Origin of the sequence: Aliigemmobacter aestuarii, from assembly GCF_004799285.1 — a bacterium.
In the GTDB taxonomy this organism is placed as follows: domain Bacteria; phylum Pseudomonadota; class Alphaproteobacteria; order Rhodobacterales; family Rhodobacteraceae; genus Aliigemmobacter; species Aliigemmobacter aestuarii.
The window spans coordinates 1,252,733-1,277,779 of sequence record NZ_SSND01000001.1 but is presented as its reverse complement, the minus strand read 5'-3'; the positions used below and the strand labels follow the sequence as shown (position 1 = coordinate 1,277,779).

Genomic DNA, 25,047 nt, shown 5'->3' with positions numbered 1-25,047 from the left:
CCGTAGCCGTCATTGAAGATCGGCAAAGGCCCGGGCAAGGCGTTCTGCGGCCTCGGCCACCTGTGCGCGCGGCGCGGCAAGGTTGAACCGAAGGAAGCTTTCCCCGCCCGCGCCGAAGGTGGCGCCGTGGTTGGCGGCGATAAGCGCTTCACGTTCCACGCGGGCGATGAACTCGGGCGCGGCCATCCCCGTTCCGGCGAAATCGACCCAGGCCAGATAGGTCGCTTCGAGGTTCATCGAGGCAAGGCCCGGAATGGCGTTCACCGCCGCGTCAAAGACCTTGCGGTTCCCATCCAGATAGAGGTTCAGCGCATCGACCCAGGCTGCGCCCTCGGGGGAATAGGCTGCGGTCGTCATGAACAGGCCGAAGGAATTCGGCGACAGGCCAAGCGCCGCCATGCGCGCGGCAAACCGGCTGCGCAGCGCCGGATCGGGGATGATCACGTTGCCGCTGTGCGCACCAGCGATGTTGAACGTCTTTGTGGCCGCCGTCATCATCACCAGACGGTCGGCGATGTCGGGCGCGGCATTGGCCATGACCGTATGCGAATGGCCCGGCATCACCAGATCATGGTGGATCTCGTCGGATACCAGGATCAGGTCGTGGCGGCGGCAGAAATCGGCAGCGGCGCGCAGCTCCGCCTGCGTCCAGACCCTGCCGCCGGGGTTGTGCGGCGAACAGAGGATCAGCATCTTTTCCCGCCCGGTCATCTGCGCGTCCCAGGCGTCGAAATCCATTTCGTAGCGGCCGCCTTCGTTGCGCAGGCGGCATTCCACCACCTCGCGGCCTGCCGCGCGGATAACGCGGGCGAAGGCATGATAGACCGGGGTCATCAGCACGACGCCGTCGCCCGGTTGGGTGAAGCTGTCGACGCACATCGCGGTGCCGTTCACCAGCCCGTGCGTGGTGAAGATCTGGTCACGCTCCACGGTCCATCCGTGGCGGTTCTGCATCCACCAGCGGATCGAATCCAGGTATTCGGCCTCGTCGCCGTAATAGCCGTAGATGCCGTGCGCGCACATCCCCTCAAGCGCCTTCTGCACGCAGGCCGGGGGACGGAACTCCATGTCGGCCACCCACATGGCGATCCCGTCCGCGGCGGGCACGCCATAGAGACGCTCCATCATGTCCCATTTCACCGAATGGGTTCCGAAGCGATTGATCCGTTCGTCAAAGTTCATTTTTGTCCTCGTCCTGTCTGGCAGAAGGGTAACGGCCTGATCCGGCGGCGCAAGGCCCGGTTACGGATTCAGCCTATTCGGATCGGGCGAGATGTCCAAGATCGGCCCACAAAACGATCCAGCATCCACAAAGAGTGTTACATTAGGGGAAAAAATCTCATCCAAAATCCACAAAGACGAACGATATAACCGCACCAAAGGGTGCCTGATGCCGGAATGGGACAGCTTTCCAACCAGCCTTCCGGATGATTGCGCGGCGCAACCGCATCGCATACATCGAAGAAATGATACGACCGATCCTGATCCACCCCGATCCGCGCCTGAAAAAGCCATGCGACCCCGTGACCGAAATTTCGGAGGATGTCGCGCGGCTGGCCGATGACATGCTGGAAACGATGTACGATGCACCGGGCATCGGCCTTGCTGCGCCGCAAATCGGCGTCATGCGGCGGGTCATCGTGATGGATTGCGAAAAGGACGGGCCGCGGCAGCCGATGGTCCTGATCAACCCGGAAATCGTCTGGGCCTCGGAAGATCTGTCGACCTATGAAGAGGGCTGCCTGTCGATCCCCGATCAATACGCCGAGGTCGAACGCCCCGCCGAGGTGCGCGTTCGCTGGATGGCGCTTGACGGGTCCGAACAAGAACAGCAGTTCGCGGGCCTCTGGGCGACCTGCGTCCAGCACGAGATCGACCACCTGAACGGCAAGCTGTTCATCGATTTCCTCGGCCCGCTCAAGCGGCAGATGATCACCCGCAAGATGGAAAAGCTGAAGCGGGAACGCGCGCGGACGGCGCAAGTCTGATGGCGGTCCTGCCGATTGTCCGCTGGCCCGATGCCCGCCTGACGACCCGCTGCGCCGAGGTTGGCGCGGACGAGGATGTGCGCGATCTGGTGCGCGACATGCTGGACACCATGTATGACGCCCCGGGTCGTGGTCTTGCCGCGCCGCAGGTTGGCGTGCTGAAACGCCTGTTCGTGATGGATGTCACCTGGAAGGAAGGTCACCCCGATCCGGTTGTGATGATCAACCCGGATATCCTGTGGATGTCCGAGGAACGCAGCATCGGCCCCGAAGGCTGCCTTTCCCTGCCGGGTATCGCGCCCGAGGTGAAGCGGGCCGAACGCATCCGCGTCCGCTGGACCGACTTGGAGGGGCAGCAGGCCGAGGCCGAGTTTTCCGGCTTCGCCGCGATCTGCGTGCAGCATGAGTTCGATCACCTTGACGGCATCGTTACCCTCATGCGCCTGTCGCCGCAGGCCCGCGCCTCGGCCGAGGCGGCCTATCTGCTGTGACCGTCCGCCGCTGCATCCCCTGGCCCGACAAGCGGCTGCAAACCCCGGCCATGCCCGTTGACGGGATCACCGACGAGGTCCGCGCGGTCTGGCGCGACATGGTCGATACGATGGAGGCCATGCCGGGCTATGGCCTGGGCGCGCCGCAGATCGGCGTCATGCTGCGGCTGGCCGTGGTCGATTGTTCCGAGGCGCGGGGGCAGGCGGTGCTTATGGCCAACCCCGAAATCCTGCATGCCTCGATTCAGTTCCGCGACCATGAAGAGGCCAGCCCCAACCTTCCGGGTGTGTCGGCCGTGATCAGCCGTCCGCGCGCGGTGACGGTACGTTTCTTGAACGCGGCGGGCGACGTCGAGGAACGCGATTTCGTTGGCCTCTGGGCCACTTCGGCGCAGCACCAGATCGATCACCTGAATGGCAGGATGTTCTTTGACCATCTGAAGCCGGTCAAGCGCAAGATGCTGATCGCCAAGGCGGAAAAGCTGCGTCGCCGTGGATGAAAAGGTTTTTCAGGAGGCGAGATGAAAATCGTTTTCATGGGCACGCCCGAGTTTTCCGTCCCCGTGCTTGAGGCGCTGGCGGCCACCCATGAGGTGAGCTGCGTCTACACCCAGCCGCCGCGCCCTGCGGGACGTGGCAAAAAGGACCGGCCGAGCCCCGTGCACGCCAGGGCCGAGGCGCTTGGGATTCCCGTGTGCCATCCCGTCAGCCTGCGCAACGCAGAGGCACAGGCGGATTTCGCGGCGCTTGACGCGGATGTGGCGGTGGTGGTGGCCTATGGCCTGATCCTGCCGCAACCGGTGCTGGATGCGCCGCGCCTGGGATGCCTGAACATCCACGCCTCGCTTCTGCCGCGCTGGCGGGGTGCGGCGCCGATCCACCGCGCGATCATGGCGGGGGACGCGGAAACCGGGGTCTGCATCATGCAGATGGAGGCAGGCCTTGATACCGGCCCCGTCCTCTTGCGCGAGGAAACCGCGATCGGCGACGGGGAAACCACGGGCGACCTGCATGACCGCCTGTCGGGAATGGGTGCGCGGCTGATCGTGCGGGCGCTGGCCGACCTGCCAAATCTCAGGGCCGAACCCCAGCCCGACGCGGGCGTGACCTATGCCGCCAAGATCGACAAGGCCGAGGCGCGCGTTGACTGGACGCGCCCCGCCGCCGAGGTGGACCGCCACATCCGCGGCCTGTCACCCGCCCCCGGCGCATGGTGCGAGGTCGGTGGCGAAAGGGTCAGGCTCTTGCGGTCGCGTCCGGCGGATGGGTCCGGAACACCGGGGCAGGTCCTGCACGGGTTCACCGTGGCCTGCGGGACGGGCGCGGTCGAGATCCTTCAGGCACAGCGCGAAGGCAAGCGCCCGATGGACGCGGCCGAGATCCTGCGCGGCATGGCCTTGCCCGCACGGCTGGACTGACCCATTCCCAAACCCGGCCTTTCCCCCCATATTGGCAGGGCAAAGGAGGGCCGCGGGATGCCCATGCTACTGTTCATCGTGATGATCGGCGCGGCGGCGGGGTTCTTCGCCACGCGCGTGATGAAGGTTCAGGCCGATGTGCCGACCACCGTGGTGATCGGGATCGCGGGCGCGTTGGTCGGATGGTTCGCGCTCAGGGTTCTGGCCACGCTGACGGGCTGGGCCGCCGTCTTCATCGGGGCGATCCTTGGCGCGATGGCGCTGATATGGATCTGGCAGAAATACCTCAGCCGCTGATCCGCTTCAGCGCGTCCTTCAGACGAAAGGCCTTGCCGCCGGCCTGCTGCCACAAAAGTTGACCCTGCCAGGCGGTAAAGAGGATCGCCGCCGCCTCGCGCGCCTTGCCGCCACCGCCGAGACGCAGCGCAAGCGCGGCTTCGACACGGGCGCGCCAGGCCGCCGCCCGTTCGCGCAGGGCGGGGTCGCGGAAATCGGCGGCCAAAAGAGAGATTTCCGAGGTTTCGCTTTCCGCGCCAAGCAGTTTCAGGAAGGCCTGCGCCCCCTTGGCCGACAGGGGCGTATCGGCCTCGGCCCGTTCGGTCAGGGCCTCGAGCGCGTCCCAGGCCGCCGACAGGGCTGCGCGCACCATGCCCTCGCGCGTGCCGAAGCGCTGCACCAGCGTCGGCCCGGCCAGCCCCGTGGCCTGTGACACGCTGCCAAAGGACACCGCCCGGTCGCCATGATCGGCCAGAATCCGGCGGACGCTTGCAAGGACCTCGGCATCGGGAAGAGATTTGGGACGGGCCATGACACTACCTTGAACGAATGGTCGTTCATGAAAACCGGCAGTCCGGGAAATGGCAAGGCTCAATTGCGCGGGCCGTTCCGTGGCGGGCGGGCGCGATAGACGGGCAGGCGCCAGCCAAGCGCAAGGCTGCCCGCGCGCAGGGTGACGGTGACAGCCGCGCAGATCAGCAGGGCTATCCCTGTTTCCAGGCCGAATGTCGCCGCGACGACGGCGGCGACCGCCCCCGCAAAGGCGGCGGTGACGTAAAGCTCGCCCTGCTTCAGGACAAGCGGCACCTCGTTGCAGACCACATCGCGCATCAGGCCGCCCATGCAGCCGGTGATCATTCCCATGACGATCACGATGGGCCAGGCCGAACCCATGCCCATGGCCACACCCACGCCCGCCGGCACCGCTACGGCCAGCGCGCAGGCATCAAGCCACAGAAGCGCACGATAACGGCTTTCCAGAAGATGCGCGGAAAAGAACACCGTCACCGCGGCCGATCCCGCGACGGCCAGCATCACCGGATCGGCAACCCAGAACACCATGTCGCGGTTCAGGATCGCGTCCCTCAGCGTCCCGCCGCCAAGCGCCGTCAGGCAGGCGACGAAGATGAAGCCCACGATGTCAAGCTGCGCCCGGCTGGCGACAAGCGCGCCGGTCAGGGCAAAGACCGCCACCGATGCGTAATCGAGGGCTGAAAGCAGGGTCATGCGCGGGCCGTCTTCTTGTAGGGGGCCATCCCCTCGCGTGCGAGTTCGTCGGCGCGTTCATTCTCGGCGTGGCCGGCGTGGCCCTTGATCCATTCCCAGCGAACCTTGTGGCGGGCCTGCGCGCCATCCAGCCGCTGCCAGAGGTCGACGTTCTTCACCGGCTTGCGGTCCGCCGTCTTCCAGCCGTTCCGCTTCCAGCCGTGGATCCATTCCGAAACGCCATTCTTCACATAGGCGCTGTCGGTGACGATGGTGATCTCGGACGGGCGAGCCAGCGTTTCCAGCGCGGTGATCGCCGCCAGCAGTTCCATCCGGTTGTTCGTCGTCTCGGCCTCGCCGCCCGACAGGGTGCGTTCCTTGATCACGCGGTCGCCGTCGCGGGCGATCATCAGCACGCCCCAGCCGCCCGGCCCTGGATTGCCGGAACAGGCGCCGTCGGTATAGGCGAAGAGGTGGGGCATGGGCGGTTCCGTTCCGATGGGGCGAGATGCGTCCGAGGATTACAGCGCCACGGCCAGACAGGCCAGAACGATCGCCGTCAGCAACAGGCGAAGCCGCAGCCACCAGCGCGGCGCAAGGGCCTGCATCCAGAACCAGACATCGAAGCCCAGAAGCCCCGCAAATCCGATGGCCAGCGCCCAGAGGCCAAAGCCGTGGCCGGGCGCCGCCGCGAAGAAGGCCCAGAGAGCGGGAATGACCGAAAGCCCATAGGCCCAGGTGGCCGTGCGCCCTTCGGCATCGGTGGCAAAGCCCCACAGCACGCCCGACATGAAACACAGGATGACCACGCCGTAATGGCGCATCATCGCATTCCCTTCGGCCAGCGCCTGTACCCAGGCGGGCAGCCCCGCCGCGCCGTAATGCGCCAGTCCCGCACCGGCGATGAAGGGCAGAAGGCCCGCAAGGCCGAAAGCCAGGGCAGGAAGCGGGATGCGGTCAGGCCCGGTGAACATGGCGGTCTCCGTTCATTCGGGGGTCATGCGGGTTCGCGCAGGACGCGCGGCACCTTGAACTCCACGCTTTCCTGCGCGGTTTCGACCAGTTCGACCGTCGTGTCATAACGGTCGCGGAAGGCGTCGATCACTTCGTTCACCAGCACCTCGGGCGCGCTGGCGCCTGCGGTGATGCCCACCGCGCGAATCCCGTCAAGCGCCCGCCAGTCGATGTCGGCGGCCCGCTGGACAAGCTGCGCATAGCCGCACCCGGCGGCGCGCCCCACTTCGACCAGACGTTTCGAGTTCGACGAATTCGGCGCGCCGATCACCAGAAGGGCGTCGATCCGGGGGGCGATGGCCTTCACCGCGTGCTGGCGGTTGGTGGTGGCATAGCAGATGTCGTCATGCGCGGGCACCACGATCGCAGGGAACCGCGCCTGAAGCGCCGCGGCGATCTCGGCGGTATCATCGACGGAAAGCGTGGTCTGGGTGATATAGGCCAGCCGTTCGGGATCGCGCACCGACAGGCCCGCCACATCCCCCACGGTTTCCACCAGCAGCACCTCGCCCGGCGGAAGCTGGCCGATGGTGCCCACGGTTTCGGGATGGCCCGCGTGGCCGATCATGATCATCTGGCGGCCCTGTTCGTGATGGCGCTGCGCCTCGTTGTGGACCTTGGTCACAAGCGGGCAGGTGGCGTCCACATGGATCATCTCGCGCCGCCGCGCCTCGGCCGGAACCGCCTTGGGCACGCCATGGGCGGAAAAGACCACCGGGCGGTCATCTGGGCATTCGTCAAGCTCCTCGACAAAGACGGCGCCCTTGGCGCGCAGATCGTCAACCACGAACTTGTTGTGCACGATCTCGTGCCGGACATAGACCGGCGCCCCCCATTTCTGCAGCGCCAGCTCGACGATCTTGATCGCGCGATCGACACCGGCACAGAAACCGCGGGGAGCGGCAAGGTAAAGGGTCAGGGGGGGCTTGGCCATGATCGTCCTTCGCGCAGTCTGTCTTGCCAGAGGTAAGGGCAACCCGCGCCCGCGTCCAGCCTTCACCGGCCGGTTCGCCGCCCCAGTCTGCCCCAGCCAGTCCCAGTCTGCCCCAGCCGTGCGGCAGGGGCAGCATCGCGAAACGAAAAGGGGCACGGCCTGCGGCCATGCCCCGTTCCCGTGATCGGCTTCGCCCGACCCTTCGTCACTTCACTTCGGTCGCAGCCTCTTCCCGTTCGAAACGGGGTTCGCGCGGCGGACGGCCGATGACATCGCGCAGCTCGTCCAGTTCGATGAAGTTGTCGGCCTGGCGGCGCAGTTCGTCCGCGATCATCGGCGGCTGGCTGCGGATGGTCGAGACCACCGAAACCCGGACGCCCTGCCGCTGAAGGCTTTCCACCAGCGGTTTGAAATCGCCATCCCCGGAAAACAGAACGATGTGATCCAGCCGCGGCGCAAGCTCCATGGCGTTCACCGTCAGCTCGATGTCCATGTTGCCCTTCACCTTCCGGCGGCCCTGGCTGTCGGTGTATTCCTTGGCGGGCTTGGTCACCATGGTGAAGCCGTTGTAGTGCAGCCAGTCGACAAGTGGGCGGATCGGCGAATAGTCGTCGTTTTCCAGAAGCGCGGTATAGTAGAATGCCCGCAGCAGCTTGCCCCGCCGCATGAATTCCTGCCGCAGCAGCTTGTAGTCGATGTCGAAGCCCAACGCCTTGGCTGCGGCATACAGATTCGATCCATCAATGAACAGCGCGAGCCGCTCGTCCTTGTAGAACATCCAAGTTGTCCCCTTTAAAAAATCGGCTCGTAATCGAACTTCCGTGAGTGGAGTGAGCGGTGTAGAAACTCGCCACGAGACGCGTTTGAATATCAGGCCCGGATGAGTCCCGGCAACCGGCCCTATACGAAAGCTTACCATCCATGATGGCACGAAGAAAGAACGCTCTCGTCGCACTCGGCGGGAATGCGCCCTGGGCGAATGCGGCGCCAGACCAGACGATCCGCGCCGCCCTTTCCGCAGCCGGGGCCGAGGGCCTGGCGCTGCGCGCGGCAAGCCGGATCTACCGGACGCCGGCCTATCCGCCCGGCTCGGGTCCGGACTATGCCAATGCCGCGGCGCTGTTCGACCTGCCCGAGGGGATGACGCCCGACGAGGTCCTTGTGGCGCTGCACCGGATCGAGTCGCGGTTCGGTCGGGAAAGGGTGCAACGCTGGGGGGCGCGGACGCTCGACATCGATCTTCTGGCCGTCGGCGACGCCGTGCATCCCGACCGCGCGGGCTTTGACCGTTGGCGCAACCTTCCGCCCGACCGCCAGCGGATCGAGGCGCCCGGCAGGCTGATCCTGCCCCATCCCCGTCTTCAGGACCGCGCCTTCGTTCTGGTGCCTCTGGCCGAAATCGCCGCGGACTGGCGTCACCCGGTGCTGGGAAAAACCGTGGCCGAAATGCTGTCGGATCTTCCCGAGGCGGATCGTTTGGCCGTGATTGCCCTGTGATCGCGGGAAATTGCGGGCAATCGCGCCTTGTCAAGCCCCGTCGAGGCGCGTAAACAGGCGGTTCCATGCCCCCCAATCCGAAACGGAGAACCCCATGGCCCGCGTGACGGTCGAAGATTGCGTTGACAAGGTCCCGAACCGGTTCGAGCTGGTGATGCTGGCCGCGCATCGTGCGCGCGAGATCGCCGCCGGTGCGCCGCTGACCATCGACCGCGACAACGACAAGAACCCCGTGGTGTCCCTGCGCGAGATCGCCGAGGAAACCCAGAGCGCCGACGACCTGCGCGAGCGTCTGATCGAAAGCCACCAGACCCAGATCGAGGTGGACGAGCCGGAAGACGACCAGATGGCGCTTCTCATGGGGGGCGAGATGGATCGCCCGGCTCAGGACGACATGTCGGAAGAAAAGCTGTTGCGCGCGCTGATGGAAGCGCAGGGCGACCGCTGAACCGGTTATTCTGACGGGGACGGGGATGATCGACGTCGAAGACCTGATCACCCTCGTCCGCAATTACAATCCCCGCACGAATGCCGACCTGATTCGTCAGGCCTATGCCTATGGGCGGCAGATGCACGAGGGCCAGTTCCGCAAGTCGGGCGAGCCCTATTTCACCCATCCCGTCGCGGTGGCCGCGATCCTGACCGAACAGCGGCTGGATGACGCGACGATCATCACCGCGCTGCTGCACGACACGATCGAGGATACGAAATCCACCTATTCGGAGATCTCCCGCCTGTTCGGCGAGGAAGTGGCCGAACTTGTCGATGGCGTGACGAAACTGACGAACCTGCAGCTTTCGTCAACCGAATCGAAGCAGGCCGAGAATTTCCGCAAGCTGTTCATGGCCATGTCCAAGGATCTGCGGGTGATCCTGGTGAAACTGGCCGACCGTCTGCACAACATGCGGACGATCAAGTCGATGAAGCCCGAAAAGCAGGCCCAGAAGGCGCGCGAGACGATGGAGATCTTCGCGCCGCTGGCCGGGCGCATGGGCATGCAGTGGATGCGCGAGGAACTGGAGGACCTGTCCTTCCGCGTGCTGAACCCGGATGCGCGCAATTCGATCATCCGTCGCTTCATCACCCTGCAACGTGAAACCGGCGACGTGGTCCACAAGATCACCGCCGACATCCGGCACGAACTGGAAAAGGCGCAGATCGAGGCCGATGTCTATGGCCGGGCGAAGAAGCCCTATTCGATCTGGCGCAAGATGCAGGAAAAGGACCTGGCCTTTTCCCGCCTGTCCGACATCTACGGCTTCCGCGTGATCACCCGGTCCGAGGCGGACTGCTATCGCGTCCTTGGCGTGATCCACCAGCGCTGGCGCGCGGTGCCGGGGCGGTTCAAGGATTACATCAGCCAGCCGAAATCGAACGGCTACCGGTCGATTCATACCACCGTGTCTGGGCGCGACGGAAAGCGGGTCGAGGTGCAGATCCGCACCCGCCAGATGCACGAGGTCGCTGAATCCGGCGTGGCCGCGCATTGGTCCTACCGCGAGGGCGTGCGGGTCCAGAACCCCTTTGCCGTCGATCCCGCCAAGTGGGTCGCCGGGCTGACGGAACGGCTGGGCGGGGAAGACCACGACGACTTCATGGAAAACGTGAAGCTCGAGATGTATGTCGACCAAGTTTTCTGCTTCACGCCGAAGGGTGATGTGGTGCAATTGCCGCGCGGGGCGACGCCACTGGATTTCGCCTATGCGATCCATACGCGCATCGGCAACAGCACCGTGTCGGCCAAGGTCGACGGCATCCGCGTGCCTTTGTGGACGCGGCTCAAGAATGGCCAGTCGGTCGAGATCATCACCGCCGAAGGGCAGCGCCCGCAGGCCGCCTGGATCGACATCGTCACCACGGGGCGCGCGAAATCGGCGATCCGCCGGTCGCTGCGCGAAGAGGATCGCGGCAGGTTCGTCAAGCTGGGTCAGGAATTCGTCCGCGTCGCCTTCGACCATATCGGCAAGCGCGCGACCGACAAGGCGCTTAGGACCGCGGCCAAGATGATGGGGCTGGCCGATGAGGCCGACCTTCTGGCGCGGGTCGGATCGGCCGAAATTCCCGCCCGGCGGATCATCCACGCGCTATATCCCGAACTTGGGGAAGACCAGAACGACGTCGTGGAAACGCAGCGCCCCGTGCTGGGCCTGACCGCCGACCAGACCTATCGCCGCGCTCCATGTTGCCAGCCGGTGCCCGGAGAGCGGATCGTCGGCATCACCTACCGGGGCGAAGGCGTGGTGATCCATGCCATCGACTGCCCCGCGCTTGAGGAATTCGAGGACCAGCCGCAACGCTGGGTCGACCTGCACTGGCAGCCGGGCCGCCATGCCGCCGTGTTCACCGTGAGCCTGGAACTGACGATTTCCAACGATGCAGGGGTGCTTGGGCGCGTCTGCACCTTGATCGGCGAACAGAAGGCGAATATCTCGGACCTGCACTTCGCGGACAGAAAGCCTGATTTCTTCAGGCTGATCATAGACGTGGACCTGCGCGATCTCGAACATCTGCACATGTTGATGACCGCGCTTGAGGCAGAGACGGATGTGGCCCAGATCGCCCGGCATCGCGACCTGAGCCGAAAGCCCTGAGGGGCGGGAAGGACGAAGGACCATGGTCTTCAAGCGGCGCAACCCGCGCACAGTGAAGCAATGGGTGGTCGAATCCTTCTACCCGCGCGGCGGCTGGACCCGCGCCGCCTATTACATGAAGCACCGGGTGACGCGCCTGCCGGACGAACCGCACCGGATTGCGCGGGGGGTCTTTGCCGGGGTCTTCATCTCGTTCACGCCGCTGTTCGGGTTCCATTTCCTGGGCGCGGCGCTGGTCGCCTGGGTGCTGCGGGGGAACATCCTTGCCGCGTTGATGGCGACTTTTGTCGGCAACCCGATCACATTCCCGCTAATTGCCGCCAGTTCCGTGGAACTGGGCAACTGGATGATGGGCCACGGCGGCTCCATGCCCGCGATGGAGATTGTCAGTTCCTTCGGGCAGGCTGGGGCCGAGCTTTGGGCCAATGTGACCGCGATCTTCACCGACGAGGTGGCGCACTGGGGGCGACTGCAGAAGTTCTTCTTCTACGTCTATGTGCCCTATTTCCTCGGCGGCGTGGGCCCCGGCATCATCGCGGGGATCATCGGCTATTACCTGAGCCTGCCACTGATCGCCGCCTATCAGAAGCTGCGCAAGAAACGCCTGCGCGACCGGGCCGAAAAACTGCGCGCCCATGCCGCAGCGCGGCTGCGGGCCGCCGAGGGCGCATCGGGGGATGACGGGCGCGGCGGAAAGCCGTAACGTCGCGCGCAGGCATGAACGGGCAGAACCGGAAGGACGCTGGCATGAAACCATTGGGCAGGCTTCGGTTGGGTGTGAACATCGACCATGTGGCAACCGTGCGCAACGCGCGTGGAACCGGCTATCCCGATCCGCTGCGCGCCGCCCTTCTGGCCGAGGTGGCGGGCGCGGATGGCATCACCGCCCATCTGCGCGAGGATCGCCGCCATATCCGCGACGCTGATATCGATGCGCTGATGGCCGGAATCTCGATCCCGCTGAACTTCGAATGTGCCGCGACGACGGAAATGCAGGCCATCGCCCTGCGCCATCGCCCGCATGCCGTCTGCCTTGTGCCCGAACGCCGCGAGGAACGCACGACCGAGGGCGGGCTGGATGTGGCGGGCGACGAGGCGCGCCTGGCCGACCATGTCGCCCCCCTGCGCGAGGCGGGCATCCGCGTGTCGATGTTCATCGCCCATGACCCGCGCCAGATCGAGGCCTGTGCCCGGATTGGCGCGCCGGTGGTGGAACTGCACACCGGCCATTACTGCGACCTGCACGAGGAAGGCCGGTTCGAGGAACGCGACGCCGAACTTGAAAAGCTGCGCGAGGGCGCGGCGCTGGCCCATTCGCTTGGCATCGAGGTCCACATGGGCCACGGCCTGACCTACGAAACCGTTCCGCCGGTCGCCGCCATTCCGCAGGTCATGGAACTGAACATCGGGCATTTCCTGATCGGCGAGTCGATCTTCCGCGGCCTTTCCGAGGCGATCGAGGAAATGCGGCGGGTGATGGACGCCGCGCGGCCCGGTCTGGACGGATGAGGCTGCGCGGGGCGGCCCTTGCGTTGTTCCTGGCCGCGCCCGTCTCGGCGCAGGTCGTGGGCGATTGCGACTGGCGCGCCGGTCTTCAGGCCCTTCCCGAACCTTGGGAACAGGCGACGCGCACCTTCGCGAACGGGGCGGTGCGGCTGGCGGTGTCGGATGTGATCGAACCGGCCGCCGGGGCGTTCTACCTGGTGATCCTGTCGCCGCCCTTCGATGAACTGGGCGGACGGCAATGCAAGGTGATCGGCGCCACGCCCGACGTGGGCTTCGGCGGCCTGACGCTTGACGGGATGGACGCCACCTATAACCCGGCGGCGGGGCTGGTATTTCGCGTTCCGGTGTCCGTCTACGATCCGGCATCGGCGCGGTTCCACGAGGCGGTTCTTGCCGTCACGCTCAATCAGGCCACGGGCGCGATCGGCGCCGCGCTTCAGTAGCGGGCGCCATGATCCTTGGCATCGGCAGCGACCTTGCGAACATCGACCGGATCGCGGCGACGCTTGACCGCTTTGGCGATCGGTTCCGCAACCGTGTCTTTACCGAGGTCGAACAGCGCAAGGCCGAAAGCCGCCGCGAGACCGTCGCCACCTATGCGAAACGGTGGGCGGCAAAAGAGGCCTGTTCCAAGGCGCTCGGCACCGGGCTAAGGATGGGGATTTCCTGGCGCGACATGGCGGTGACGAACCTGCGCAGCGGCCAGCCGGTGATGCACCTGACCGGATGGGCCGCCGAACGTCTTGCCGCGATGACGCCGCCGGGGCACGAGGCCTTTGTCCATGTCACGCTGACCGATGACCACCCCTGGGCGCAGGCCTTCGTTGTGATCGAGGCGAGGCCGAAAACCGCAGCCGCGCAGGCCCCGACCGGCGGCGCTGCTTGACTCGCCCGCGGCCCGCGCGCATGTAGCGCCCGAAAGCACGGGCAAACGAGCACAGAAGGCAGGGCAATGGCAAAGAACGGCAAGAAGGACAGCGGTCTGGTCGAAAACATCAAGACCATCGTCTGGGCGCTGGTGATCGCCGGCGTCTTCCGCACGCTTTTCTTCCAGCCGTTCTGGATCCCCTCCGGGTCGATGAAGGATACGCTGCTGATCGGCGACTTCCTGTTCGTCAACAAGATGGCCTATGGCTATTCGCGCTATTCCTGCCCGTTCGGGCTTTGCCCCTTCTCGGGGCGCATCCTGTTTTCCGAACCCGAACGCGGCGACATCGTGGTGTTCCGCCACCCGGTGAACGGCAGCGATTTCATCAAGCGGCTGATCGGCCTGCCGGGCGACACGGTGCAGATGAAGGATGGCGTGATGTTCCTGAATGGCCAGGAAGTGCCGCAAACCCCGGACGGCCAGTTCGAAGAGGTCTTTGCCCCGCAGGGGCCGATGCGGCACCTGCCGCGCTGCGAGAACGGCCCCGTGGGCGAGGGCGCGATCTGTGCGAAATCGCGTTTCATCGAAACCCTGCCGGGCGGCCGCACGCATGCCGTCCTGAACGTCGATGACCGCGGCTTTGGCGACAACACCGATGTGTTCACCGTGCCCGAGGGGCATTACTTCTTCATCGGTGACAACCGCGACAACAGCCAGGACAGCCGCTATGGTCAGGCGGTCGGCGGCGTCGGCTTTGTCCCGGCGGAAAACCTGATCGGCCGGGCGGACCGGGTGATGTTCTCGTCGGCGGGACGGTCGCTTCTGTTCTTCTGGACCTGGCGGTCGGATCGCTTCTTCAAGGGGCTGGAGTGAAACTGGCGGCGGAACTGAAATCCCTCGAGGAACGGATCGGGCATCGCTTTGCCCGGCCGGAACTTCTGGTCCGCGCGGTGACCCATTCCTCTTTCGCGACACCCGGACGGCCGTCGAACGAGCGGCTGGAATTCCTGGGCGACCGCGTTCTGGGCCTGTCGATGGCCGAGGCACTGTTCAGGGCCGATCGCGACGCCGCCGAGGGCCAGCTTGCCCCCCGGTTCAACGCGCTGGTGCGCAAGGAAACCTGCGCCGAGGTCGCACGTGAACTGGGCCTTGGCGAGGCGCTGAAACTCGGCCGGTCGGAAATGCTGTCGGGCGGGCGGCGCAAGGAGGCACTTCTGGCCGATGCGATGGAGGCGGTGATCGCCGCTGTCTATCTGGATGCCGGGTTCGAGGCCGCGCGCGACGTGGTGCTTCGGCTTTGGGGGCATCGGATCACGCAGGTGAAATCGGACGCCCGCGATCCCAAGACCTCGCTCCAGGAATGGGCCCAGGGGCGCGGCCAGACCCCGCCGCGTTATGATCTGGACAGCCGCGACGGGCCGGATCACCAGCCGGTGTTCACTGTGACGGTCTGGCTGCAAAGCGGCGAAAGCGAAACCGCACAGGCGGGAACAAAACGGCAGGCGGAACAGGCGGCCGCACGGGCGCTGATGGCACGATTGGAGAAGACGGATGGCTGACCAGGGAACACGGGCCGGCTTTGTGGCCCTGATCGGAGAGCCGAACGCCGGCAAATCCACGCTGTTGAACCGGATGGTGGGGGCGAAGGTTTCAATCGTCACCCACAAGGTGCAGACCACCCGCGCGCGAATCCGCGGTGTCTGCATGGAAGGCAACGCGCAGATCGTCTTTGTCGACACGCCGGGCCTGTTCAAGCCGCGCCGCCGCCTGGACCGCGCGATGGTCAAGGCCGCCTGGGGCGGGGCGAGCGACGCCGATATCATCGTCCTGCTGATCGAGGCGCATCGCGGACTGACCGAGGGCGTTCAGGCGATCATCAACAGGATCGCCTCGGAACTGCCCAAGGATCAGCCGGTGGCGCTGGCCATCAACAAGATCGACCGGGTGAAGGCGGAAACCCTGCTGGCGCTGACTGAAGAGATGAACCGCGCCTATCCTTTCGTGAAGACCTTCATGATCTCGGCCGAGCGGGGCTATGGCGTGGATGACCTGCGCGAATGGCTGGCGGGGCAGGTGCCCGAGGGACCGTGGTTCTATCCCGAGGACCAGATCGCCGACCTGCCGATGCGGGTGATCGCGGCCGAGGTGACGCGCGAAAAGCTGACGCTGCGCCTGCACGAGGAACTTCCCTACCAGCTGACCGTCGAGACCGAGAAGTGGGAAGACAAGCCCGACGGATCGACCCGGATCGATCAGGTCGTCTATGTCGCCCGCGACGGCCACAAGGGCATCGTGCTTGGCAAGGGGGGCGAGACGATCAAGGCCGTGGGCCAGGCTGCCCGCGCCGACCTTATCGAATTCCTCGATCGCCCGGTGCATCTGTTCCTGACCGTGAAGGTGCGGCCGAACTGGCTGGAAGAGGCCGAGCGCTATTCCGAGATGGGGCTGGATTTCAAGGATGGCGACTGAGCCGCGGCTGGCTTCGGGCGTCTGGGTCGCGGCCTATCTGAAACGGCTGGAACTGGCGGCGATCCCGGCCTTCGTGACGGCAAGGGGCGATGCCACCGCCGGCGCGGTTCTGGTCAAATGCGCCACGCTGGACGGGCAGGCGCGCGCTTTCCAGCGGTCATTCGATCTGATGACGGGCGCGCGCGCCTGGGTTCTGCTGTCCGAGGGCGAGGAACGTTCCGTCGATCAGGCCATCACGCGGCAGCGCGGTTTCGACCCGGACCTGTGGGTGATCGAGATCGAGGACCGGCAGGGCCGGACCCTGCTGGATGAGGATGGCCTTTCCGCCTGAACCCGCTTGCGCGCGGGCGTCCTGCGCCGGATAGTCTGCGGCATGGAATGGCGGGACGAAGGCGTTCTTCTGTCGATGCGTACGCATGGCGAAAGCGCCGCGATCATCGAGGTGTTCACGGCGGCACATGGCCGCCATTCCGGCGTCGTCCGCGGCGGCGCCTCGCGCAAGGTCGCGCCGATCCTGCAACCGGGCGCACAGTTGGCCGTGGAATGGCGTGCCCGGCTGGATGACCACATCGGCACCTACACGGTCGAACCGCTGCGGTCGCGGGCAGGGGTGTTGGGCGACCGGCTGGCGCTGGCGGGGCTGAACGCGGTCTGTGCGCTGATCCACGTGGCCCTGCCGGAACGCGAACCCCATGCGGCCCTCTGGCAGGCGACCGTCGGGCTGCTGGACGCCCTGCAATCCGTGCCGGACTGGCCTGCGGATTACCTGCGGTGGGAAATGCGCCTGCTGGAGGAACTGGGCTTTGGCCTTGACCTGACGCGCTGCGCCGTCACGGGCGCGCGTGACGGGCTGGATTTCGTCAGCCCCCGCACGGGCCGGGCGGTCAGCCGTGCGGGCGCCGGAGACTGGGCCGACCGGCTGTTTCCCCTGCCTGCCTGCCTGATGGGGCAGGGGCCCGCGGACCCGCGCCAGATGGCCGAGGGCCTTGCCATCACCGGGCATTTCCTGAACCGCGAACTGGCGCCCGTGCTTGGGGGGCGCCCCCTGCCCGAGGCGCGCGCACGCCTGATCGACCTTCTGGCGCGGCTTTAGGCCGGGGACATCCCGGAACCGGGACGCCAAAGACGACAGAATTTTGTCGCAAGGCGCAAAGACCTTGACCTGCGAAACCGCGCCAATGGGCGAAGGGCAGGACGATGGCAAACCGGTATATCCCGATATTCTTGAAACATGCGCCGACCCCGCGGGTGCAGTCCTTCGCCCTTCTGGCGGGGACCGAGGCCGCGGTGCGCGCAATGCTGATCTCGGTCTTCCCGCTTGCGATCTACGAAGCGGTGCAGGATGCGGGCGTCGTCAGCCGCGTCTATTTCCTTGTCGGTCTGGCCTCGTTCTGCTGGGGGCTGATGGTGCCCTGGGCCACCCGGCATGTGCCGCGCCGCTGGATGTATACCTTCGGCGTCCTGCTGTACCTTGTGGGCATGATCCTGGCCCTGCTGGGCGGGGCGATCGCGACGCCGCTTGCCGTCCTGTGCAACGCGATGGCCACGGCCACCACATTCGTCTGCTTCAACGCCTATCTTCTGGATTATGTCGCCCGCGCCGAACTGGGCCGCACGCAGAGCCTTCAGATGGTCTATGCCGCCGCGCCCTGGGCCATCGGCCCGATGCTGGGTGTCTGGCTGCGCGGGATATGGGAGCCGCTGCCCTTTCTGGTGGCGGGCGGCTTTGCCGTCGTGCTGCTGACGCTGTTCTGGATGCTGCGCCTGGGCAATGGCAAGCAGATCACGCGGGCGAAGGGGCCTGCGGTCAATCCCCTGGCCTACCTGGGCCGGTTCGTGGGGCAACCTCGGCTTCTGGCCGGCTGGCTGTTCGCGGTGATCCGATCCTGCGGATGGTGGATCTATGTCGTCTACCTGCCGATCTTCTGCATCGAGGCGGGCCTGGGTGAAACCGTGGGCGGCGTGGCCTTGTCGATGTCGAACGCCATGCTGTTCTTCACGCCTTTCCTTCTGAAGCTGGTCAACCGCACGTCGCTGCGGTTCGCGATCCGCGGCAGTTTCGTCCTTTGCGGGATCACCTTCCTTGCGGCGGCGGTGCTGTCGGGCTGGCCCTGGGTTTCGGTGATCCTGCTGGCGATCGGGTCTCTGGGCCTTGTGATGCTGGACACGGCCGGGGGGCTGCCGTTCCTGATGTCGGTCAAGCCGTCCGAGCGGACCGAGATGGCTGCCGTCTATTCCAGCTTCCGCGATGTGTCGGGAATCCTGACGCCGGGCATCGCCTGGACCGTCCTTCTGGTGGCGCCCCTGTCCGGGATCTTCGCGGCGGGGGCAGGGTTCTTCGGCGCGGCCTGGCTGGTGGCCGGGCGAATGCATCCCCGCCTTGGCATCCAGCGGCCGTCGCGCGGCAGGGCCTGAGCTGCCCGCCATCCCCTTGCCCGCCATCCCTTTGCCCGCCATCCCTTTGCCCGACGGTCACTTGCCCGACCGTCACTTGCCGGCTGCGGCCACCGCTTCTGCTGCCGCGCGGACGGCTTCGGCGGGCGGGATGAAGGACATTCCCATCTCCTGCCGTGCCCGATCGGACGAGACGCGGCCAAGATGCCCCAGATGCGGCACGATCGACCGCACCGCCGGGTCTGTCATCCCCATGAGCCGCATCAGCATGTTGGGGGCGGTTCGCGTGGCGATCCGGCGTTCGGGGTAGGCATCCTTCAGGATGCGCGCCATCTCGGCCATCCATAGGGATCCGCAGGCCGCGACATAGCGCTTGCCCGATGTCGAAAGATCCTCGGCCGCCCGCAGGTGCATTTCCGCGACATCGCGCACGTCGACGACCGGCCAGCCGATCCGGGGAACCATCGGGTCTTTGCCCGACATCAGGCGCTCGATGATCCGGACCGAGGTTCCGTAATGGCCATCCAGCGGCGGCCCGAGGACCAGCGCAGGATTGATCACGGTCAGCGCCAGGCCCTTGGCCTCGTCCCGGACGTAATCCCAGGCGGCACGTTCGGCCATCAGCTTGGATCGCGAATAGGCGGTCGTTCCGGGGCTGTCGGGATCAAGCCAGTCGGTTTCGTCCTGCACCGGCCGGCCGCCCGGATTGACGATTGCGGCGGTCGATGAGGTCAGCACGATGCGCGGAACCCCTGCCGCCCGCGCGGCACGAAGGGCGCGCAGCGTGCCCTGGACGGCGGGGCGGATCAGGTCATCTGCCGCCTTCGGCTGGACGATCGGAAAGGGTGATGCGGTGTGGATCAGCGTATCCACCCCCTGCATGGCGTCCCGCCACCCTTCATCCCGCTCAAGATCCAGCGTCACGCAGGTCAGGCGGTCCATCGCGTCGGGCGGCAGATGCGGCGCCAGTGCCGCGCGCAACTCGGCCTCGCGCGACAGGTTGCGCAGGCTTCCCCCGACACGATGCCCGGCGGCCAGGCATTTCAGGGCAACATGCTTGGCCACGAACCCGGTGGCGCCGGTCAGAAGGATGGATTGGGGCCGCGACGGCATGTCTTATGTCTTTTCCGTTCGAATGGGCCGATGCCTTGCGGCAACGGGGGAACTGGTCTTTAGGGCACTCGTCCGCCGACCTAAGGCCATTGCTTTCGCTGCAGCAAGCGATTTCGCAGTTGACCGTCACCGCAAGGCGGCCACAGTCTGCGCGCATGCCCGGAAAGCGCCCATCCCTCACCCGTTTCGATGCCGCGATTCTTCTTGTCGGCCTGCTGGCCATTCTGGGGCTTGAATGGGCCAAGGCCCCGGAAGACCGGTTCTTTGCCACGACGCCACAAGACGTGACGGTGCCGCTTGTTCTGACCGAGGGGCCGCCGGAAAGCCTGTGGCTGGAAGAGGTTGCCCTTGAAGGAGACGCCGCGCGGGATTTCCGAAAAGAAGCGGAAGGGGCCGAATATTTCACCGCCTTCGCCCTCGGTCCCGAGGGAAGCGGGCGGTATTCCTGGTCGCGCGAGGCGTCCTCGATCGGCGATGCGCGCCGGATCGCGATGAACATCTGCGGCGCGGATTGCCGGATCGTCTTTGAACGCCGCCCGCAAGGCTTTGCCGGCCCGGAAAACGGCACCCTGACGCGGGAGCAATCCGAAATCTACCGGCGGGTCGCCGCCATGACCGGCCCGCGCGCCTTTGCCCGCTCGGCTACCGGGTTCTGGGGCTGGGCACGGATGGACACGCCCGACGCGGCCCGTCGTGCGGCGATGAAGTTCTGCGAGGATGCGTTCCGCCCGCTGCTTGGCGCACCCGAGGCGCGGTGCGAGATCGTGGCCGAATGGCCCTGACCGCGCACCGGGTTGCGGATCAGTCCAGCAGGCGACGGGCAATGACCTGCGCCTGAATCTCGGCCGCGCCTTCGAAGATGTTCAGGATGCGCGCGTCGCACAGGATGCGGCTGATCTGGTATTCCAGAGCAAAGCCGTTGCCGCCGTGGATCTGAAGCGCGTTGTCGGCCGCCGCCCAGGCCACGCGGGCGCCCAGAAGCTTGGCCATCCCGGCCTCTAGGTCGCAGCGCTTGTCATGGTCTTTCTGCCAGGCGCTGAAATAGGTCAGTTGCCGGGCCACCATGATTTCCACGGCCATCATCGCCAGCTTGCCCGCGACGCGCGGAAACTCGACCAGCGACTTGCCGAACTGCTTTCGGTCCTCGGCATAGCGCATGCCAGTTTCCAGCGCCGATTGCGCCACGCCGACGGCGCGGGCGGCGGTCTGGATGCGGGCGCTTTCGAAGGTCTGCATCAGCTGCTTGAAGCCCTGGCCTTCAACCCCGCCCAGAAGGTTTTCGCCCTTCACCTTGAACCCGTCAAAGCCCAGTTCGTATTCCTTCATGCCGCGATACCCCAGCACCTCGATCTCGCCGCCGGTCATGCCGGGGGTGGGGAAGGGGTTTTCATCGGTGCCCGGCGTCTTTTCCGCCAGGAACATCGACAGGCCGCGATAATCCGTGGTGTTCGGATCGGTCCGCGCCAGAAGCGTCATCACATTGGTGCGCGCGGCGTGGGTGATCCAGGTCTTGTTGCCGGTGATTTCCCAGTCGTCGCCCACCTTGACCGCACGGGTGCGCAGGCTGCCAAGATCCGACCCGGTGTTCGGTTCGGTGAAGACGGCCGTGGGCAGGATCTCGCCCGAGGCCAGCTTCGGCAGCCAGTGCGCCTTCTGGTCGGGCGTGCCGCCGCACAGGATCAGTTCGGCCGCGATCTCGGACCGCGTGCCAAGGCTGCCCACGCCGATGTAGCCGCGCGACAGTTCTTCGGACACGACCACCATCGATGCTTTCGAAAGACCGAAGCCGCCGAATTCCTCGGGGATGGTCAGGCCAAAGACGCCCATTTCCGCCAGCGCCTGAATGATCTCCATCGGGATCAACTCGTCCTTCAGGTGCCATTCGTGGGCATGCGGGATGACCTGTTCGTCGGCAAAGCGACGGAACTGGTCGCGGATCATCTCAAGCTCTTCGTCCAGCCCGGTGGCGCCAAAGGTGGCGCGGCCATGGTTGTCGCGCATCAGCGCGACAAGCCGGGCACGGGCGGCAGGGGTGTTCCCGTCGGCCATCAGGCGGCTGGCCGCCGCGCCGGGGGTGCCGGACAGCCCCAGATCGGACAGGCGCGCAACCTCGCCCTGGCTCATCGGGATGCCGCCATAGACCTGCGACAGGTATTCGCCAAAGCCGATCTGAAGGATCAGCGCCTCCATCTCGCCGAAGGCGCCGGCCGCGTCGATCCGCCCGGCCCAGGCCCACATCTGGCGCAGGGCTTCGGTATAGGTGGCAAGCCATGCAAGGCAGTGCGCAGCATACTGGTGTTCCTCCAGCGCGGCGCCCGAAACCTTGCCGTTCGTGCTGACCATTGCGCGCAGGTTTTCACGTCCGGCGGTGAACAGCGCCTCGACCTCGGGCAGGGCCTGTTCCGTCTGGTCCAGAAGGTTGCTCATCAGGGGCGTGATCATTGCGGTTTGTCCATCATGCGGCATGGCGCGTCTCCGGCAGATTCTGCGTTTGCAAATGACCTAAGGCTTTCGCAGTTGCAGCGCAACAAAAATGCGCCAAGGCAATCGGGATCGCATGAAAATGTCGCATCCGATTGGGCCGTGCCCTTTCCTCCCTGCCGGGGTATAGCCCGGCGGAAAGACGAGGTGGATCATGTTCGGACTGGAACCCTGGGCCTTTGGGCTGGCGGTCGGAATCACGCTGTTTGCGGGATTCGTGAAGGGGGCGGTGGGATTTGCCATGCCCCTTCTGATGATTTCGGCGTTTTCGGCCTTCCTGTCCCCCGAAACCGCGCTGGCCGGGCTGATCCTGCCGACCGTGGTGACGAATGTAAGCCAGGCCTTCCGCCAGGGCTTTGCCGCCGCCTGGGGATCGGTAAGGAAATACTGGCGCCTGATCGTGGCCACGGTGGTGTTCATCGTGATTTCGGCGCAGTTCGTGCGCGACATTCCGACGCCGGTCTTCCTGATCCTGCTGGGTGTGCCGGTGACGGTCTTCGCGCTGGCGCAACTGACGGGCCGCAATCTTGCGCTGAAGCTGGAACATCAGAACCGCGCCGAATGGCTGCTTGGCGCGATCGGCGGGCTTTACGGGGGCATCGCCGGGGTCTGGGGCCCGCCGGTTCTGGTCTACATGCTGTCGATCCGGGCCGACAAGCGCGAGACGGTGCGTGTGACGGGCGTCATCTTTCTGATCGGCGCGGTGGTCCTGTTGGCGGCGCATCTTCAGACCGGGGTGATGAACGCCCAGACAGTCCCCTTTTCGGCGGCGCTGATCCTGCCCGCGATGGCGGGGCTGCTGTTGGGCTATCGGCTGCAGGACCGGCTGCCGCAGGAACGGTTCCGGCGCTGGACGCAGGCGCTTCTGGGGCTGACGGGCCTGAACCTGATCCGGGGCGGGCTGGGGTTCTGAGCAAACGAAAAACGCCACCCCGAAGGGCGGCGTTTTCATCCTTTCAACGCGGTGCGGACGGTCAGCCGATCGCTGCGGCCTTCACGTCGGCATCGATGTAGGGCACGTACTGGCCGAAGTTGTCGGCGAACATCTGAACAAGCTTGCGGGCCTGCGCATCGTAGGCTGCGGCATCGGCCCAGGTGCTGCGCGGGTTCAGAAGCGCATCGTCCACGCCCGGAACTGACACGGGAACCTCGAAGCCGAAGTTCGCATCCTTGCGGAATTCGCCCTTGGCCAGGGATCCGTTCAGCGCGGCCGTCAGCAGGGCGCGGGTTGCCTTGATCGGCATACGGCGGCCTGTGCCATAGGCGCCCCCGGTCCAGCCGGTGTTCACCAGCCAGCATTCGGCGCCGTGACGGGCGATCCTTTCCTGAAGCAGCTTGCCATAGACCTCGGGACGCCGCGGCATGAAGGGCGCGCCGAAGCAGGTCGAGAAGGTCGGCGTCGGTTCGGTCACGCCCCGTTCGGTCCCGGCGGTCTTGGCGGTGAAGCCGGACAGGAAGTGATACATCGCCTGCGCGGGCGTCAGGCGCGCGATCGGCGGCAGAACCCCGAAGGCGTCGCAGGTCAGCATCACCACGTTCCGCGGATGCCCGCCGCGCCCGGTGGCCGAGGCGTTCGAGATGTATTCCAGCGGATAGGCGCAGCGCATGTTTTCGGTCAGGCTCGAATCCTCGAAATCGAGGTCCAGCGTTTCCGGGTCGAAGACCATGTTTTCCACGACCGTCCCGAAGCGGGACGTGGTGGCATAGATCTCGGGTTCGGCCTCGGGGTTAAGGTTGATCGTCTTGGCATAGCAGCCGCCTTCGAAGTTGAAGGTGCCTTCGTCCGACCAGCCGTGTTCGTCATCGCCGATCAGCGTCCGCGACGGATCAGCCGACAGGGTGGTCTTGCCGGTGCCCGACAGGCCGAAGAACACTGCCGCATCCCCGTCGTCGCCAATGGCGTGGTTGGCCGAGCAATGCATCGGCATCACGCCCTTTTCCGGCAGCAGGTAGTTCAGCAGGGTGAAGACCGATTTCTTGTTCTCGCCCGCGTATTGCGTGTTGCCGATCAGGATCGTCTTGCGATCGAAGTTGAGCGCGATCACGGTTTCCGTGCGGCAGCCGTGGCGGGCCGGGTCGGCCTTGAACGACGGGCAGTTCACGATCGTCCATTCCGGCTCGAAGGTTTCAAGCTCGGCCCGGTCGGGGCGGCGCAGCAGGTGCCGGATGAACAGGCCATGCCAGGCAAGTTCGGTCACCACGCGCACATCCAGACGGTGCGCGGGATCGGCGCCGGCATACAGGTCCTGCACGAAATAGTCGCGGCCCTGCATGTGGGCCAGCATGTCGTCATGAAGGCGGTCGAAGGCCTCGGGGGCCATCGGGGCGTTGTTTTCCCACCAGATCTTGTCTTCCACCGAAGGCGTGCGGACAACGAACTTGTCCTTCGGCGAACGGCCGGTGAACTGGCCGGTGGTGCACAGGAATGCCCCGCCCTTGCCGATCCTGCCCTCGCCGCGCTGCACCGCCGCCTCGACCAGCGCCGGCTCGATGAAGTTGTAATAGACCGTCCCCAGACCGGTAATGCCTTGATCTTCAAGCCTTCTGGCTGGGTTCACGCGTCCATGGTTCATTGTGCAAGCTCCCGGTGCCGCGCGCGGCGGCGCGATCAGGTTCAACTCGGCCGCCCGGGCCAAAGGACGACCGGTCAGCCCCCGGAACCGGCAGCCGACAAGCGCCCTATAACATGACGGTTTTGCGGTGGAACAGGACGGTTTGGCGCAGTTAGCGCAACCATGGAAAAGTTTAGCGCAACCAAATTGCGGGATGTGGCATCGCGGTTGAAATCTTCGGTTGGATTG

30 protein-coding genes are annotated in these 25,047 nt (G+C 65.7%); 20 read left to right on the top strand and 10 right to left on the bottom strand.

What is annotated here, in order from left to right:
- Nucleotides 1-9: 9 nt before the first annotated feature.
- The gene (locus E7811_RS06260; protein ID WP_136393677.1) at nucleotides 10-1,182 is read right to left on the bottom strand and encodes a MalY/PatB family protein; all 1,173 of its coding nucleotides are present in this window, start codon (nucleotides 1,180-1,182) and stop codon (nucleotides 10-12) included.
- A gap of 284 nt (nucleotides 1,183-1,466) precedes the next feature.
- Here E7811_RS06260 and def (E7811_RS06255) point away from each other — a divergent pair, with 284 nt between their 5' ends.
- From def (E7811_RS06255) to E7811_RS06235, 5 genes are read left to right on the top strand one after another with little or no spacing between them, the layout of a single operon-like run.
- Nucleotides 1,467-1,988, top strand: coding sequence for a peptide deformylase (gene def / locus E7811_RS06255; protein WP_136393676.1), 522 nt, complete (start codon nucleotides 1,467-1,469; stop codon nucleotides 1,986-1,988).
- Nucleotides 1,988-2,479 carry a peptide deformylase gene (gene def / locus E7811_RS06250; protein WP_136393675.1) on the top strand — a complete coding sequence of 164 codons (492 nt, stop codon included), beginning with the start codon at nucleotides 1,988-1,990 and terminating at the stop codon, nucleotides 2,477-2,479. Before def (E7811_RS06255) ends, def (E7811_RS06250) begins: the two co-directional genes overlap by 1 nt.
- Nucleotides 2,476-2,979 carry a peptide deformylase gene (gene def / locus E7811_RS06245; protein WP_136393674.1) on the top strand — a complete coding sequence of 168 codons (504 nt, stop codon included), beginning with the start codon at nucleotides 2,476-2,478 and terminating at the stop codon, nucleotides 2,977-2,979. Before def (E7811_RS06250) ends, def (E7811_RS06245) begins: the two co-directional genes overlap by 4 nt.
- 21 nt (nucleotides 2,980-3,000) lie before the next feature.
- On the top strand, nucleotides 3,001-3,897 hold the full coding sequence (gene fmt, locus E7811_RS06240) for a methionyl-tRNA formyltransferase (RefSeq protein ID WP_136393673.1): 897 nt from the start codon (nucleotides 3,001-3,003) through the stop codon (nucleotides 3,895-3,897).
- Between the two features lie 57 nt (nucleotides 3,898-3,954).
- Complete coding sequence (locus tag E7811_RS06235) at nucleotides 3,955-4,194, top strand: GlsB/YeaQ/YmgE family stress response membrane protein (protein WP_136393672.1); 240 nt, start codon at nucleotides 3,955-3,957, stop codon at nucleotides 4,192-4,194.
- Here the strand turns inward: E7811_RS06235 and E7811_RS06230 are convergent.
- From E7811_RS06230 to E7811_RS06205, 6 genes are all read right to left on the bottom strand, one after another.
- Nucleotides 4,184-4,705, bottom strand: coding sequence for a transcriptional regulator (locus E7811_RS06230; protein ID WP_136393671.1), 522 nt, complete (start codon nucleotides 4,703-4,705; stop codon nucleotides 4,184-4,186). The genes E7811_RS06235 and E7811_RS06230 overlap by 11 nt on opposite strands.
- A gap of 59 nt (nucleotides 4,706-4,764) precedes the next feature.
- Entirely contained in the window at nucleotides 4,765-5,400 is a 636-nt protein-coding gene (locus tag E7811_RS06225; RefSeq protein WP_136393670.1) for a trimeric intracellular cation channel family protein, read from the bottom strand.
- Nucleotides 5,397-5,861: a ribonuclease HI gene (gene rnhA / locus E7811_RS06220; protein ID WP_136393669.1), complete on the bottom strand. Its 465-nt coding sequence runs from the start codon at nucleotides 5,859-5,861 to the stop codon at nucleotides 5,397-5,399. Before rnhA ends, E7811_RS06225 begins: the two co-directional genes overlap by 4 nt.
- A 39-nt stretch (nucleotides 5,862-5,900) precedes the next feature.
- Complete coding sequence (locus E7811_RS06215; RefSeq protein ID WP_136393668.1) at nucleotides 5,901-6,353, bottom strand: DUF3429 domain-containing protein; 453 nt, start codon at nucleotides 6,351-6,353, stop codon at nucleotides 5,901-5,903.
- A gap of 23 nt (nucleotides 6,354-6,376) precedes the next feature.
- Entirely contained in the window at nucleotides 6,377-7,327 is a 951-nt protein-coding gene (gene ispH, locus E7811_RS06210; RefSeq protein WP_136393667.1) for a 4-hydroxy-3-methylbut-2-enyl diphosphate reductase, read from the bottom strand.
- Between the two features lie 205 nt (nucleotides 7,328-7,532).
- Nucleotides 7,533-8,105: a LabA-like NYN domain-containing protein gene (locus E7811_RS06205; RefSeq protein WP_136393666.1), complete on the bottom strand. Its 573-nt coding sequence runs from the start codon at nucleotides 8,103-8,105 to the stop codon at nucleotides 7,533-7,535.
- Between the two features lie 143 nt (nucleotides 8,106-8,248).
- Here E7811_RS06205 and folK point away from each other — a divergent pair, with 143 nt between their 5' ends.
- From folK to E7811_RS06140, 13 genes are all read left to right on the top strand, one after another.
- Nucleotides 8,249-8,824 carry a 2-amino-4-hydroxy-6-hydroxymethyldihydropteridine diphosphokinase gene (gene folK / locus E7811_RS06200; RefSeq protein WP_246020234.1) on the top strand — a complete coding sequence of 192 codons (576 nt, stop codon included), beginning with the start codon at nucleotides 8,249-8,251 and terminating at the stop codon, nucleotides 8,822-8,824.
- Between the two features lie 94 nt (nucleotides 8,825-8,918).
- Nucleotides 8,919-9,272 carry a DNA-directed RNA polymerase subunit omega gene (gene rpoZ, locus E7811_RS06195; protein ID WP_136393665.1) on the top strand — a complete coding sequence of 118 codons (354 nt, stop codon included), beginning with the start codon at nucleotides 8,919-8,921 and terminating at the stop codon, nucleotides 9,270-9,272.
- Nucleotides 9,273-9,297: 25 nt separating this feature from the next.
- Nucleotides 9,298-11,415: a RelA/SpoT family protein gene (locus E7811_RS06190; protein WP_136393664.1), complete on the top strand. Its 2,118-nt coding sequence runs from the start codon at nucleotides 9,298-9,300 to the stop codon at nucleotides 11,413-11,415.
- Nucleotides 11,416-11,437: 22 nt separating this feature from the next.
- Entirely contained in the window at nucleotides 11,438-12,118 is a 681-nt protein-coding gene (locus E7811_RS06185) for a DUF2062 domain-containing protein (protein WP_136393663.1), read from the top strand.
- A gap of 44 nt (nucleotides 12,119-12,162) precedes the next feature.
- Nucleotides 12,163-12,924 (top strand): pyridoxine 5'-phosphate synthase, encoded by a 762-nt coding sequence (locus E7811_RS06180; protein WP_136393662.1) that lies wholly within the window; start codon nucleotides 12,163-12,165, stop codon nucleotides 12,922-12,924.
- On the top strand, nucleotides 12,921-13,364 hold the full coding sequence (locus tag E7811_RS06175) for a hypothetical protein (protein WP_136393661.1): 444 nt from the start codon (nucleotides 12,921-12,923) through the stop codon (nucleotides 13,362-13,364). Before E7811_RS06180 ends, E7811_RS06175 begins: the two co-directional genes overlap by 4 nt.
- Before the next feature lie 8 nt (nucleotides 13,365-13,372).
- Nucleotides 13,373-13,807, top strand: coding sequence for a holo-ACP synthase (acpS, locus tag E7811_RS06170; protein ID WP_136393660.1), 435 nt, complete (start codon nucleotides 13,373-13,375; stop codon nucleotides 13,805-13,807).
- 66 nt (nucleotides 13,808-13,873) lie between these two features.
- The gene (lepB, locus tag E7811_RS06165; RefSeq protein ID WP_136393659.1) at nucleotides 13,874-14,662 is read left to right on the top strand and encodes a signal peptidase I; all 789 of its coding nucleotides are present in this window, start codon (nucleotides 13,874-13,876) and stop codon (nucleotides 14,660-14,662) included.
- Nucleotides 14,659-15,348 (top strand): ribonuclease III, encoded by a 690-nt coding sequence (gene rnc / locus E7811_RS06160; RefSeq protein ID WP_136393658.1) that lies wholly within the window; start codon nucleotides 14,659-14,661, stop codon nucleotides 15,346-15,348. The genes lepB and rnc overlap by 4 nt, the downstream gene beginning before the upstream one ends.
- Nucleotides 15,341-16,258: a GTPase Era gene (gene era, locus E7811_RS06155; protein ID WP_136393657.1), complete on the top strand. Its 918-nt coding sequence runs from the start codon at nucleotides 15,341-15,343 to the stop codon at nucleotides 16,256-16,258. Before rnc ends, era begins: the two co-directional genes overlap by 8 nt.
- On the top strand, nucleotides 16,248-16,589 hold the full coding sequence (locus tag E7811_RS06150) for a DUF1491 family protein (RefSeq protein ID WP_136393656.1): 342 nt from the start codon (nucleotides 16,248-16,250) through the stop codon (nucleotides 16,587-16,589). Before era ends, E7811_RS06150 begins: the two co-directional genes overlap by 11 nt.
- 42 nt (nucleotides 16,590-16,631) lie before the next feature.
- A complete protein-coding gene (gene recO, locus E7811_RS06145) occupies nucleotides 16,632-17,351 on the top strand; it encodes a DNA repair protein RecO (protein WP_136393655.1) in 720 nt (239 codons plus the stop codon).
- 155 nt (nucleotides 17,352-17,506) lie between these two features.
- On the top strand, nucleotides 17,507-18,673 hold the full coding sequence (locus tag E7811_RS06140) for an MFS transporter (RefSeq protein WP_246020233.1): 1,167 nt from the start codon (nucleotides 17,507-17,509) through the stop codon (nucleotides 18,671-18,673).
- A 72-nt stretch (nucleotides 18,674-18,745) separates the two neighbouring features.
- Here the strand turns inward: E7811_RS06140 and E7811_RS06135 are convergent, their stop codons facing one another.
- On the bottom strand, nucleotides 18,746-19,765 hold the full coding sequence (locus tag E7811_RS06135) for an NAD-dependent epimerase/dehydratase family protein (protein WP_136393653.1): 1,020 nt from the start codon (nucleotides 19,763-19,765) through the stop codon (nucleotides 18,746-18,748).
- Nucleotides 19,766-19,920: 155 nt separating this feature from the next.
- On the opposite strand from E7811_RS06135, the gene E7811_RS06130 reads away from it, so the two are divergent.
- Nucleotides 19,921-20,547, top strand: a complete 627-nt coding sequence (locus E7811_RS06130; protein WP_136393652.1) for a DUF4189 domain-containing protein — start codon at nucleotides 19,921-19,923, stop codon at nucleotides 20,545-20,547.
- Between the two features lie 19 nt (nucleotides 20,548-20,566).
- Here E7811_RS06130 and E7811_RS06125 read toward each other — a convergent pair whose 3' ends face one another.
- Nucleotides 20,567-22,231: an acyl-CoA dehydrogenase family protein gene (locus E7811_RS06125; RefSeq protein WP_136393651.1), complete on the bottom strand. Its 1,665-nt coding sequence runs from the start codon at nucleotides 22,229-22,231 to the stop codon at nucleotides 20,567-20,569.
- Between the two features lie 169 nt (nucleotides 22,232-22,400).
- Here E7811_RS06125 and E7811_RS06120 point away from each other — a divergent pair, with 169 nt between their 5' ends.
- Nucleotides 22,401-23,159, top strand: coding sequence for a sulfite exporter TauE/SafE family protein (locus E7811_RS06120; protein WP_136393650.1), 759 nt, complete (start codon nucleotides 22,401-22,403; stop codon nucleotides 23,157-23,159).
- Nucleotides 23,160-23,220: 61 nt separating this feature from the next.
- On the opposite strand, the gene E7811_RS06115 is transcribed toward E7811_RS06120, so the two are convergent.
- Nucleotides 23,221-24,819: a phosphoenolpyruvate carboxykinase gene (locus tag E7811_RS06115; RefSeq protein ID WP_136393649.1), complete on the bottom strand. Its 1,599-nt coding sequence runs from the start codon at nucleotides 24,817-24,819 to the stop codon at nucleotides 23,221-23,223.
- Nucleotides 24,820-25,047: the final 228 nt, after the last annotated feature.